The sequence below is a fragment of the Mesorhizobium sp. M5C.F.Ca.IN.020.29.1.1 genome, assembly GCF_003997375.1.
GTDB lineage: Bacteria > Pseudomonadota > Alphaproteobacteria > Rhizobiales > Rhizobiaceae > Mesorhizobium > Mesorhizobium wenxiniae.
On the sequence record NZ_RZSW01000133.1, the window covers coordinates 1 to 12,507 of the forward strand.

The 12,507-nt window shown below is 60.3% G+C and carries 12 protein-coding genes and 2 pseudogenes; 1 reads left to right on the forward strand and 13 read right to left on the reverse strand.

The annotated features are described in order from the left end of the window. Positions 1 to 190, forward strand: a 190-nt coding sequence (locus tag EOA85_RS38090; protein ID WP_206523295.1) for a hypothetical protein, incomplete at its 5' end; no start/stop codon positions are given. Positions 191 to 279: 89 nt separating this feature from the next. Here the strand turns inward: EOA85_RS38090 and EOA85_RS13340 are convergent. From EOA85_RS13340 to nifK, 13 genes and pseudogenes are all read right to left on the reverse strand, one after another. Continuing rightward, positions 280 to 1,308 (reverse strand): IS110 family transposase, encoded by a 1,029-nt coding sequence (locus EOA85_RS13340; protein ID WP_127209742.1) that lies wholly within the window; start codon positions 1,306 to 1,308, stop codon positions 280 to 282. Between the two features lie 85 nt (positions 1,309 to 1,393). Continuing rightward, positions 1,394 to 1,708: pseudogene (locus EOA85_RS13345) on the reverse strand (hypothetical protein); the annotation flags it as partial. Between the two features lie 641 nt (positions 1,709 to 2,349). After that, a pseudogene (locus EOA85_RS13350) lies at positions 2,350 to 2,614 on the reverse strand (oligopeptide/dipeptide ABC transporter ATP-binding protein); the annotation flags it as partial. Positions 2,615 to 2,719: 105 nt separating this feature from the next. Continuing rightward, positions 2,720 to 3,064 (reverse strand): hypothetical protein, encoded by a 345-nt coding sequence (locus EOA85_RS13355; RefSeq protein ID WP_127209743.1) that lies wholly within the window; start codon positions 3,062 to 3,064, stop codon positions 2,720 to 2,722. Between the two features lie 141 nt (positions 3,065 to 3,205). After that, a complete protein-coding gene (locus EOA85_RS13360) occupies positions 3,206 to 3,526 on the reverse strand; it encodes a hypothetical protein (RefSeq protein ID WP_127209744.1) in 321 nt (106 codons plus the stop codon). Between the two features lie 620 nt (positions 3,527 to 4,146). Beyond that, on the reverse strand, positions 4,147 to 4,485 hold the full coding sequence (locus tag EOA85_RS13365) for a metalloregulator ArsR/SmtB family transcription factor (protein WP_127209745.1): 339 nt from the start codon (positions 4,483 to 4,485) through the stop codon (positions 4,147 to 4,149). Between the two features lie 811 nt (positions 4,486 to 5,296). Continuing rightward, on the reverse strand, positions 5,297 to 6,181 hold the full coding sequence (locus EOA85_RS13370) for a universal stress protein (protein WP_127209746.1): 885 nt from the start codon (positions 6,179 to 6,181) through the stop codon (positions 5,297 to 5,299). A 98-nt stretch (positions 6,182 to 6,279) separates the two neighbouring features. Next, a complete protein-coding gene (locus tag EOA85_RS13375; RefSeq protein ID WP_127209747.1) occupies positions 6,280 to 7,059 on the reverse strand; it encodes a response regulator transcription factor in 780 nt (259 codons plus the stop codon). Positions 7,060 to 7,096: 37 nt separating this feature from the next. Continuing rightward, on the reverse strand, positions 7,097 to 7,576 hold the full coding sequence (locus EOA85_RS13380) for a NifX-associated nitrogen fixation protein (RefSeq protein ID WP_127209748.1): 480 nt from the start codon (positions 7,574 to 7,576) through the stop codon (positions 7,097 to 7,099). 20 nt (positions 7,577 to 7,596) lie between these two features. Further along, positions 7,597 to 8,091, reverse strand: a complete 495-nt coding sequence (gene nifX, locus EOA85_RS13385) for a nitrogen fixation protein NifX (protein ID WP_164759635.1) — start codon at positions 8,089 to 8,091, stop codon at positions 7,597 to 7,599. Next, positions 8,057 to 9,439, reverse strand: coding sequence for a nitrogenase iron-molybdenum cofactor biosynthesis protein NifN (nifN, locus tag EOA85_RS13390; protein ID WP_127209750.1), 1,383 nt, complete (start codon positions 9,437 to 9,439; stop codon positions 8,057 to 8,059). Before nifN ends, nifX begins: the two co-directional genes overlap by 35 nt. Further along, the gene (gene nifE / locus EOA85_RS13395; protein WP_127209751.1) at positions 9,436 to 10,938 is read right to left on the reverse strand and encodes a nitrogenase iron-molybdenum cofactor biosynthesis protein NifE; all 1,503 of its coding nucleotides are present in this window, start codon (positions 10,936 to 10,938) and stop codon (positions 9,436 to 9,438) included. Before nifE ends, nifN begins: the two co-directional genes overlap by 4 nt. Before the next feature lie 63 nt (positions 10,939 to 11,001). After that, on the reverse strand, positions 11,002 to 12,507 hold a 1,506-nt coding region (nifK, locus tag EOA85_RS13400), incomplete at its 5' end, for a nitrogenase molybdenum-iron protein subunit beta (protein ID WP_127209752.1).

The following is a 12,507-nucleotide window of genomic DNA, read 5'->3' on the forward strand; positions in this document are numbered from 1 at the left end:
TCTTCTCTGGTTGCCGCCCTCGATGCAAGAGCCTTCCAACCTGATGTGCCCGGTGATCGAGTGCGTTCTTCTCTCAGGCCTTTTCCTTGCGGCCTTTCAAGAAGCCGCGGGCCGGTATGGTGATCTGCGGATCGGGTCCAAATCTTCTGCAAGAGCTTTCAAGCTCGGGAACGACGGCTGGTTTTCCTGATCCAGATCTTTTCGATCATTGTGCCCATTCAGGTCATCGACTTCCTACACCTTCTTCACCGGCGCATTTTGTGTTGTGATGCATATCCGTCATGCAGCTACAACTCGCGCCGGATTTCGATAATCCTCTTTCTTTGTCATCATCGCCCAGATTGCCCGCGCCATCTTGTTCGCAAGCGCGATCGCCACCAGCATGAGCGGCTTGCGACGCAGCATCCGTGCCAGCCATGATCCCTCGACGATGGATTTGCGGGCCAGCACTGTCAGGCGTGACATGGCACCGATGATCAACAAAGACCGGATATCGGTCTGGCCAGCCTTCGATACCCGTCCAAGTCGCTCCTTGCCGCCGGAGGTGTATTGACGTGGCACGAGCCCAAGCCAGGCCGCAAAGTCTCGCCCGCGTTTGAAGCTCTCCATCGGCGGAGCAAAGCCGCTGATCGCCAACGCAGTCTGGGGCCCGACACCAGGCATTGTCTGGAGTCGCCGCGCTGTATCGGTCGCCAGGGAAAGGGCTTTGGCCTTTGCCGTTTTGACGTCGATCCGGGCCGTCTTTTCAGCAATCTGTTCGAGCAGATCAAAGCATTCCTCGCGCACCAGGGCTGGCAGGTCACTGTTCGGCTCGTCCAGGATACTTTCAATCCGCTTGATATGGGCGATCCCTTTCGGAATGATGTGGCCATATTCGTACAGCACCGAACGCAAAGCATTCACAAGCTCGGTGCGCTGATGGAGGAGGCGCTCCCGAGCTCGGAACAACACAGCGCATGCCTGCTGTTCTTCCGACTTCGGCTGTACAAAACGCATCTCCGGGCGCTGTGCTGCAACGACGATTGCTTCAGCATCGGCAGCATCGTTTTTCTGCCGTTTGACAAAGGGCCGCACATATTGAGGTGCGATCAGTTTCACCTCGTGGCCAAATTTGACCATTTCTCGGGCCCAGTAGCTCGCGCTGCCGCATGCTTCCATCACAACCACGGCAGGCGGCTGGGCTGCCATGAACTGCCGGAACCGTGACCGCGTCAGCTTCTTACGGAAACTTAGATGCCCCGTCATTGTCGCGCCGTGAAGCTGGAAAACGTTCTTTGCCAGGTCCACCCCGATCATAGTATCCTTCATTTGCCGTCCTCTCCTTCTCGTGGCGTTGAACATCACGACCTTGGCACATTGCGATGCCGTCTGGGGAGGGCGGCAACCATCCCATCTTCTGCCGCTTTACAAAGGGCTTCACATAGACCGGCGGCAGGAGCCGGACGGCATGCCCGAGCGTGCCGATCGCACGCCCCCATTCGTGGGCTGTCGCGCACGTCTCCATGGCCACCGTGCACCGGGGTTGTCCGGCGAGAAACGGCAGCAACTGCGAGCGCGACAGCTTCTTGCGAAATACAACCTTCCCGTCACTCGCCGCGCCGTGAATCTGGAAGACGCGCTTTGCGAGATCGATTCCAAATGATGGTAACTTGCTCCATGGATGCCCTCTCTGTCTTGGTCGATTCTGGCAATCACCAAACTGGCACATCGCGATGCCGTCGGGAGGGGGCATCCACTCCATCATATTTGCGTCCTGTTCTTCCTACCCAGTTCTCTGCGAATGCGGCGGCGGTCTGATTCTCGATACTAAATGGACCCAAATGCGAAAATCAGCATTTCCTGTGCCAAGGGTTAGCCTACCCTAATGCTCGGAGGGATTGCCGACGATGTGCAACGGGACGGGATGTCCCGGATCAGCACCATTGGAGAAAAGTGATCGAACGGCTGTCTGAATTTTTTGCCGTTCCCCCTCAATCCTTTGTTCCTGGCGTCGGCGTGCGTTGCCGACGCCGTTGTCTTCGGCGCCAAGCCGCCTTCCGGCGATCCTTCCCCAAGAAGATCCCGTGGGGGCCTTCGGGAAATTCGTCTCGGTCATTGGTTTGGTTGAAAGGGGCCCCTGCCGGTGAGGAGGGGCAACGGCAGGGCGCCTCGCCATGTCGACCTAATCTAACAGCGATGGAGGCTGCAGAGACGTCGACACGGCCGCACAGCAGCTGGCGCACACACGGCCGCGAATTGATCCTATCCCGATCCCGCCTCTCTCACTCCGCCTCCTCTTCGGGCTAAGGCTTGAGTTTGATGACCGGCTCAATCACTGCGAAGACCGCGTCCGGCTTTCGGATGGGCGGACGGCGGAACCTCGCGCTCACAAATTCCTCTGGGAACCAGATTCTTGCGCGGACAGCGCGTCTGGAAGGGGCAGCCGCTCGGCGGACCCCTCGCCGGGGAAATGTCGCCTTCGAGCACAATGTGGTTTCTTGACGACACAGGTGTCGGCAATCGGGATGGCCGGGAAAAGTGCCTCGGTATAGGGGTGGTACGGCGGCGAGAATATCTGGTCTGTGGTGCCCTGCTCGACGATGTGGCCGAGATACATGACCACCACACGGTTGGAGGTTCGGCATGTCGAATGTTCAGATGATTGGCCCCCAGTGGGGCCGCCGCAGTGCAGCTGGTTTCTTGCGGTCAACCAGCTTCCGAAACCTTCGGCAACGAGCGTTCAGGATGTTAGCTTGGGTTCTAATGGATCGACCGGATCGCCGATTGCGGAGGCGACGACCAATCTTGGACCCGGGAGAGCGATCACGGATCCTGCGGCGAGAAGGCATGGGACGAACTCTCCGGTGACAATGGCCGCGACGAACCGCGCATTTTTGGGAGGGACAATGACAAGCTCTGCGGATCCGGCGCAGATGTTCTCTACGCTGGAAGCAGCAAGGATTATCTGACCGCGGGCGTTGACACACGGCTCCAGGATCGCATGAGCGGCTTCGACCCGAGGTTCGGGTGGAAGCCGCACATCATCGCTCTCGTCGATATCGAACGAGATACCTTCATCTTTCATACGGTGGGGTTCTATGAAACGGTTTTGGCCGAACTTCGTCGACAACGCCAGCCTAGTGTCCGGCTATCCGGCGAGCTGGTTTTACAACGGCAAGGCCACCCTTGGACCAGGTATTGCCGAAAGTTGTGGGTGTGCCACCGCTCAGGTCTGCACGCGGGTTGGGGCGACCGAGGCACCAAGGCTGCGCCCGATGAAAGGATCGGCGCCGCGCCGACGGGCTGCTTCGACATAGAGCAGGCGTAGCGGTCGAAGCCGGACCGGGTGGATCGCAGAACTGACTGCCGTAATCGATGTCCTCAGTAACGATAGCACCGCCTGGCAGGAGCCGGTCCCATGCCCGTTCGAGAAGTCGCTCAGGTCTGCAAGATGCGTGAGCACGAAGCGGCGTAAACCAGCGCGGCCTTTGTCTGCCGGCCAGGGATGGAGTTTGTCCGCGTCTGCCGATCCCTCGCGCAGCGGCATCTTCGCGCCAGCACTAGCTTGCTTTCGTCGAGGTCAATGCCGACGACGCGGCCATTAGTCCCGCCCCCGGCCCCAACTCGATGCTTACATTCCGCCCGCGCAGCCGGCGTCGATCACAGTGGAACCCGAAAGCGGCTTGAACCGATCGAGCAGCGATTGCGTTGAAGCCGCCAGCACGCGCGAAATGACGGTAAGGCGCGCCCGCCCTACTGCCGGCTTTGATGATGTGGGAGTGGGGGTCCCTTACTGCCATCGCATAGCGGCATTCTGCGAATCATGATTGACTCTGCCTATCGGGCACGCAACGACATTAATAGAAGCGTTTGCGGAGTATCCGAAACGGAGAGGTCACCACACCGCGCCGATCGCTCCGGTACGATGGACATTTGAACCGCGAAAAAGCGGCTCGATCGTGACATTGTTCTGGGATGCCTCCGACTTGGGGCAGCCACGAAACCACGTCGGAACGTTGTGCCCGGACCAGACAGTCGTCGCTGCGCGGTTTTAAACTAAGAATCGTTAGCGACCCAGCCAGTTCTTGCATGCATGTCGTTACCCAAAACCGCTTTGCTCCCTCGGGTCAGGCCCAAGGGCAGGCTTTGGGCGACATGCGCTGGCCGTCAAGTGCCGGAGCGACGCGGGCGGTATGCCATCTGCCATAGCTCCCCCTCGCCGAAAATCCCGTCCAGCATGTTGAGAAGTTCGCGTACGGCATCGGATTTGCTGGAATAGTATCTCATCTGCCGGTCGCGCCGGGTCTCGACGAGATCGAGCGCCCGCAGTTTGGCCAGATGCTGTGACAGGGCCGATTGGCTGAGCAGAACCTTCTCGGCGAGAGCGCCGACCGACATTTCACCCTCAGCAAGATAGTTCATGATCAACAGTCGTTTCTCGTTGCCCATCAGCGCCAGAAACGCAGCCGCTGATTCGGCATTGGCGATTAGCTTTTTCGAGACCATCGATCCCCCATACTTTCCTGCTCATCGGACGCTATGGGGGGCAATAGCGTCTGTTTTCCATAGACCTCACTCGCGAAAGTGCGCTGGCAATTCAACGCTACCGGGAATAGGTCCGATCACGACTGTCCACCGTAGGGCCTTCGCCTCGGGCGCGCCGGACAGCCGCGCACCACTGCGCACCCCAACCATGCCGTCGTGGCCGGAGACCAGACGCGTTTGCCCTCCAGCGAGATCATTTCACTTCAATTCGAGCGTGATTCTGTAGGCCCGACGATCGGCCTCGACCATTTGACGAGCTCATCGAAAGTGTTCTTTGGCTTCCAACCGAGCTTGGTGGCCGCCTTAGCAGGCGTCGCCAATCGGTAGGTCCAGTCGGACTGAAATAACCGCTTGTCTATCCGGATCAGCGCATGGTTACTCCTGCGTTAGCGGCCTAGCTCGTCAATGCTTTCCCCCTTCCAGACGATCTCCCTCCCGACACGCCGCAAGGCGAGCCTCGACAAAGCTGCGGACCAAATGCGTCTCGCGGTCGCAAGCACCATCATCATCTGGTGGTGCTGCAGGATGCGCCAGGAAAGTGAGCGACTAAATTGAGTGGTGTACCTTGGGCATCAGAAGAACTGGGAGGACTCCGTTCCACCTTCCGCCTTGCGCATGACTGGAGAGATTTCCGGTGGGCGTCGCCTCCCAAGCAACGCTTTTCCATGTACGTTATCCTCCGTAAAATCGATTGTTTCGATGGAGCGCATCCACGGTATGAATGCGGGCATCGCCGTACCCTCGAACAGCATCGGTGCGGCTCCGCAACCAGTCAGCGAGCCAAAAACAGCGGCAATGTGGGCTTCTCGAAAATCCACCTCGTGACGCCGCCAAACAGCCGCTCACGCAGCCGACGGCTGCCGTAAGCGCCCATTACTATCATTTCGGCAGACGTGTCGATTGCGTGCTGCGCAAGCACCGTGGCAGCCGATTTGCCGGCACTTGGCAGTAGGTCAATCGACACCCGAGCACCGTGCCGAGTGAGATAGGCAGCGATGTCGGCTCCAGGCTCCGTGCCGTTCGCGTTGTACGCCTTCGGATCGACCAGGGCGACACAAACCTCCTGAGCAGCGCAAAGGAGACCCAGAGCTTCCCGAACCGCACGGCTCGCCTCCAGTCGTGAATCCCAACCGACCAGGACGCGCCTTGGCCACAGCGTCGGCTCAGCGCCGTCCGGCACAATAAGCACCGGCTTTCCCGTATCGAATAAGCTGCCGTTGATGACGAGAGGTCCGACAATACTGTCGTTGAGAAGTGCGGGGCCGACAATTGTCAGGTCGGCGCAGAGCGCCCGTTGTCGCACAACCTCACCTACGCGGGTCGCATCGCAATAATCCGTACCGACGTCATAGGAAAGGCACATGGCCCTCAGCAGTTTCTGGATATCCTGAGAGCGTTTTTCCTGTCTGGCCACGTCCTGTGTGAATCTGTCGATTTGCCGAAACCGATTGTTCAATTTGGCAATTGCCTGTGAACTTCCTACAGGCCACTCGGGGACACAATCTCCAATCGGCAGAGGTGACATAACGAGCATCTGAGGCGGTGTAATCAGTACGGAAAGGTGCGCGCCGACTTCGACACATAAGGTGGCAGCAGTTCTGACGTCCTGATCGGAATGGTCAGCATCGGTCACACAGAGTACGCTTTTAAAGCCCATTTGCCTGCTTCTTCTGAGTATTCGTTAGGGGCGTTTCAGGCCGCAAGACCGGCTCACAGCGCAAGGGAAAGGGAGTGGCGCCACACCCGGCACTTGGTTCAGCCGTCCGGCTTCTCGAGCGAATAGCCGGCCGACCTGACGGTACGAATGACGCTGCCGGGCGAAGCTGTCTTCAGGGCTTTTCTGATCCGGCTGATATGGACATCGACCGTGCGTGCACCGACATGGATGTTGGCCGGCCAGGCCGCTCCGATAAGCTCGTCCCGGCTAAAGACCTTCCCGGGAGCTTCAATCAGGAGCCGCAGCACGTTGAACTCGATGGGTCCGAGGTGGATGTCGTGGCCATTGCCGCGAACCCGGTGGGCGTCGAGCTTCATCTCGAGGCCGCCGCAGGTGAGCCAGCCGCCGTTTTCAAGACCATTTGCACCCCGCTTCGTCAGCGCCAGTCTCGCCCGTAGACAGTCGAGCAGCTTGGCCGGGGCGATCGGCCGCACAAAGCTCTCGTCAATGCCAGCCTTCAGGAGATCGAGGTGCTGGTTCTCGGCGCCGGGCGCGATCAGGGCAATAATGGGCAGCCCGCCGGTCCGGGGCTGCCGCTTGAGCCGGGCGCAGATAGGGGACCCGGTTATGCTCGCTGGCCCGCAGTCCAGCACCACGGCACGGAATTCCCGTTCGTCGGCCAATGCAAGCGCTTCCTTGGCGCCGCCTGCCGGCTCAGTGGCAAAGCCGTCCACCTCGAGTATGTGGCTGAGGAACAGATAGAACTCGGCATCTTGCGAGCAGATCAGGACGAGTGGCTTCATCAGCGCTACCCCAAGAGCCCCATCACCGGCCTGGCCCGCCTCGGCCTGCGTGGGCTGGCTATCGCGCTCGCTCAAGACCTGTCATGGCCCCTTTGCTCGACACCTGCTCCCATCACGCGCGCGCTACCTCGGGATAGGTTTCGATGGCTGCGATTGCGTCGCCGACCAGTTTCGTGCCGGCCTCGGCGAGCTTGCGGAGCGTCTCGAAGCCGAACCGGTGGACGTCGCGCAGCGTCTTCGACAGAGCGACCAACCGCCCCGCCGAGAAAAGCACGCGCCCAAAGCCTTCATGGCTCAGCTCTATCATCGGCGACGCCATCAGGCCGCAGCGCTCCTCGATCGCAAGCCCAACGGCGGTGTAAAACATATCAAGTCTCCACAGCACGTCCGGATCGGGATCGCCGATGATTGGGATTGCACGGCGCTGTTCCTTAGTGATGATGAAGGCGGCCAGCAGCTCGGCGTCCGCTTTGCCTTCCCACGCCCCGTAGGAATCCTGAGCACGGATCAGCCGTACGAGGCATTTGAGGAACGGGTTGGCAAGTGCCACCTCGTCCTCAGCGACAGCAGGGCTAACCGCAGGGCCAGACATTTCGCCTTCTCCTCTTTCAGTCACTCGTCCTCGAAGGACCGTTTCTTCTCCGCGACGCCTGCCTCAGCCAGCACCTTGCGCAACCAAGGGGGAGGACTCGTCCTGAGCATCATCTGCGTGCGCAACAGCACCTCTTGGATGCTCTGAGGCTGCCGCACCTTGATCGGATGAATTTTTGCCGAAACAAGCTTGGCTGCCGAAGGTCCCCCGATCGCCAGGCAAAACAGGAGGTGGCAGCCCTTCAGCGCTTCCACCTTCGGTGTGATACGGTCATCGCCCTCGGTCCGATGTTTCCCCCTTTCGTCGGAAACGTCGTCGAAGGCCACGGCTTCCACGAGTTTCCACTCCTCGCGCGTCACATCGTAGATGACAAAGCGCCTGGCCGACCCGAAATGCGCGTTGAGCTCCCTCATGTCTTGGGTTGCGATTGCCACGCGCAAAGCGCCTGCTCGTCGTTCACGCATCGGACCATGAACCTCGTCAGTGACTAGTGAGAGGCGACGCACGGGGAGCACCCGGCGTTTCGCGCTTGCGGAATGGATCAAGTTCCTGAGGCGTCGGCGCATGCCGGTTGGCTTGGAGCATGTTGGCAACCTCGAAAACCAGATCACGGGTCCCTTGATAGAGGATTGAGAGCTTGTGCTGGCTGCCGAGCCGGTCGAAGACGGGGAAGCCGACGCGCATGAGGGGAATGCCAAGTCGTTGCGACGCTTGGCGTCCATGTGAATGCGTGACCAGAAGATCAGCGCCGCCGGCAAGCGCTTCCAAATCGCCGAGATCGCCGATCTGAATCGACTCCGCCGGTACCTCTTGCAGAATTTGCGACATATCGGTCGTCGTGACTGCCGCCGCGATTTCCGACCCCATATCCACGAAGAAGGTTGCGAATTGATAGAGTTGGTCTGGTTCAGCAGCGATCGCAATTTTCTTGCCTCCGAAATGGAAATGTCCGTCGAGCAACGCATCCTGCAATTGCGCCCGTCGACGGCACACGCCTGTCGGCACAGGCTCGCCAGAAATCCCTGACAGCAGGGAAAAGAACTGATCGGCGCTCTTCAATCCGGTCAGCGTCTCGAAGAGCACGTAAGGGACGCCGGTCACCTTGTGCAGAACCTCGGCCGGGCGGCGCATATGCTCGCCGATGGCGATGCAGTGCTCGACCGCGCCGAGCTCGCGGATGTCCTCGACGCTCGTCCCTCCATAGGTAGTCGTCACCCAGTGATCGGGCACAGTGCCGTCGAGCGAGCCTGAGACGTCCGGCAAAATCACCGGTTGCAGCCCAAAGCCTTCAACCATCTCACGCAAATGCTCGACGTCAGCCACGGTGAGATTCCAGCCGGGCAGGATCGCGATCGTCTTTGACTGCCGCGCCCGCTCGCCTGGCCGTGTAATGCCTTCGATCATCGCGGTGACAGCGGTAGCCCAGCCCTCTTCGAGGGCGCCGCTGAAATCCGGCGTGTTGGCCAGCACGATCTCAGTACCCGCGAGTTCTTCCGCCCGTTTCAGCCTGATGTCGGCGATGTCGCCTGCGGAATCCTCGCCACGGGTTTCCACCAGGGCCGTCGTGCAGACCCCGATCAGCTTTGGCTTCGTGCGAGTCTTGAGATTCATGATCGCCTCTTCCAGATTGTCCGCCCCGCCGAGGATGGTCGCCACTTCATCCATCGCGGTGGTCTGTAGGGAGATCGTTTCCTTGAAATGCCGCACTAAGAGCACGAGCGCGAAGCTGGTGCAGCCCTGGCTGCCGTGGAGCAGCGGCACTGCGCCCTCGACTCCGAGGAATGCCAGGGCGGCACCCAGCGGCTGTGATGATTTCAGTGGGTTTACCGAGGCTGATTTGGTCTGGGAAAGGATGCGGGTCATCGAATTTCCTCAACACCAGCCGAAATCGTCGGCATCGTGCCCGCGAATTCCTGGACAGCGCGCATTGTCGTCGTGTCATTCTTGGTGCTCGGCAATTCGTCCTTCCCATTGGGCTGGCAATCCCACGGGGCCCGCTCGCGCACCTGGCACCAGATCGGGTTGTGAATGGCGAGGTCGATCTGGCGTACGAGTTCCACCATGCCGTCATAACCGGCGTAAGGGTGTTGGCGCTCCTGGTTGATGTCGAGCCAGGGGGTCTTGGCCTTGAGCGCGACGAATTGCGAGCGCCCACCCGACAGCATGATATCGGCCTTGCCTTCTGAGAGCGTGGCGTAAAGGTCGCGCGCTGCCATCTGCTCGAACATGTGGTTGTCGTCCTTTAGGATCTGTTTGATCCGCTCCTTGTCTTCGACCGTGGATTTCTTGACCGAGGTGCCCACGATCTCCATGCCGATCTCCATCAGCGCATGGACGACCGACCAGGACTTCACACCGCCCGTGTTGAGCAGCACGCGCTTGCCTTGCAGCCCCCGCCGGTAGGCTTCGAGCTTTCTCCATGCCACCGCCTCCTGCTCGACGATCAGCGTCTCTGTGCGGTCTAGGATCTCCGGATCGGCGCCCTTCCTCACCAGCAGCTGAGCAATGCTTCGGAGTGCTTGCGACGTGTCCGAGATGCCGTAGAAGGAGCCCTCAAAGAAAGGGATGTCCCAGCGCTCGTCCATCTTGCGGGCCAGATTAATGAGGGCCGTCGAGCACACCACCATAGCCGCCCGGGCGCGGTGCGCGGAAGCAACGTCGAGATAGCGCGCGTCGCCCGGAATGCAGGCGCGCACCCGGATCCCGAGCCGATCAAGGAGCGGCTTTATCAGCCAGAATTCGCCGGAAAGGTTGAACTCTCCAAGGACGTTGATGTCGTACGGCCCGGTGTCGTCGGGTTCCACCGTGCCGATGACGTGGTCGAGCAACGCCTCGGCGGCGAGCTTGTTGCCAAGGTTCTTGGAGCCGACCAGTCCCGGCGCATTGACCGGAACCACGGCCAAGCCGAATTTTTCGGCGGCGCGTTTGCAGACGGCCTCGATATCGTCGCCGATGAGCGCCGTCACGCAGGTCGAATAGACGAAGACCGCCGGCGGCGCATAAGTTTCCTTGATTTCGCGGATCGCCTTGAAGAGCTTCCGCTCGCCCTGCCCCATCACCACGTCGAGTTCGGTAAGGTCGGTCGTGAAGCTTGTGCGCCACAAGGTTGGCCCGGACGAAGCTGCACCGCGGTTGTCCCAGGAATTGCCTTCGCAGGCGAGCGGCGCATGGACCAGGTGCGCAACGTCAGTGATCGGCTGCAGGACGATCTTGGCCCCGTCGAAGGCGCAACCGCCCGCTGCCGCTCCCGGCGTCAGCGGCCGTGCGCAGCCTTCCTTACGCGCCTTAGCATCCTTGCCACGGTTCTTATCGCAGGCGGGCTCGTCGAAAACGTCCTGGATCTTGGCACTTAGCGAGGTCATTGGGTCAGTCCCCAAAGTCCATTCGGCAATGAACGGACCTGGGCGAATAGCCGGCAGTGTCTTCTAGCGGGTGAGGTCATAAGAATAGTCCGTCACACCCGTCTGGCTCGTCTCGCGATCGAGCTTGTCGAAGATCTTGTCGAGGATCGTCGTCAGCACGCGTAACCCGCCCTGGTAGCCCATGAGCGCAAAGCGATGGTGGTGGTGCCGGTCGAAGATTGGAAACGTCAGCCGGACCAGCGGCGTGCCGGTGTCGCGCTCCAGATACTTGCCATAGGAATTGCCGATCAGCAGGTCCACTGGCTCGGTGAAGAGCAGCGACCGCATCGCCCAAAGGTCCTTGCCCGGCCAGACCTGAGCGTCCTTGCCGAAGGGCGACGATGCAAGCAGTTCCTTCAACTCGGCTTCCCACGCCGAGGTGCCGTTGGTGGCGAGGCAATGTGTCGGCTCGCCGCCGGTTTCCATGACGAAGCGGGCCATGGCGTACACGAAATCCGGATCGCCGTAGATCGCGTATTTCTTCCCGTGCAGCCAGGACTGGCTGTCCGCCATGGCATCAACCAGTCGGCCGCGCTCCAGGCGGATTGCCTCGGGGATTTCCTTCCCGGAAAGGGCCGAGACCTTCATCAGGAATTCGTCAGTCGCCTGGACGCCGAGCGGATAATGGAACGAAGCCGTGGCCTGCCCGACTTGCTGGCAGTAGTCCAGGGTTTTTCGGGTGTTGTAGTGCTGCAGTGAAAGCGTCGCCTCGGCGTCGAGTGCTCCCTTCACCTCTTCGATCTTCGTGCCACCGTCATACATGCGGTATTCCCCGTCCGATGGCGTGTCGAACTGGTCAGACGCGTCCTGGATGAAGGTGTAGGACACGCCCATCACATCGAGCAGGCGTTTGAGTTCCCGGTTGTTGCCAACGCAGTAGCCGTCGAAGCCCGGAATGACGTTGATGGTTCCCTTGGCTTCCGTGCGCTGCTGGCCTTTCCAGAAGTGCTCCAGAATGCCTTTGAGCATGCCGTCATAGCCATCGACATGGCTACCGACGAAGGCCGGCGTGTGGGCAAAGGGCACGTCAAAATCGCGCGGGACCGAATTTTCGTCCTTGGCGTTCTCGATGAAGCTGTGCAGGTCGTCGCCGATGACTTCCGCCATACAAGTCGTCGAGACTGCGATCATCTTCGGGTCGTAAAGTTGGTAGGTGTTGGCGAGCCCGTCTACCAGGTTCTTCAGGCCGCCGAATACCGCCGCGTCCTCGGTCATCGAGGAGGAAACCGCCGAAGCAGGCTCCTTGAAATGGCGCGACAGGTGCGAGCGGTAGTAGGCTACGCAGCCCTGGCTGCCGTGGACGAAGGACATGGTCCGCTCGAAGCCCGCGGCCGCGAACACCGCGCCGAGCGGCTGGCAGGCCTTGGCGGGATTTATCACAAGCGCTTCTCGGGCGAGGTTCTTTTCGCGGTATTCCCAGGTCTTGGTGAATTCGCCTTGATCGGTAACGATCTGATCCGGGTGCGGACATTCGAAATTCAGCTTCTTCTCGGCAAGCATCTGCCTGTATTCCGGCTCGCGGAACAGGGG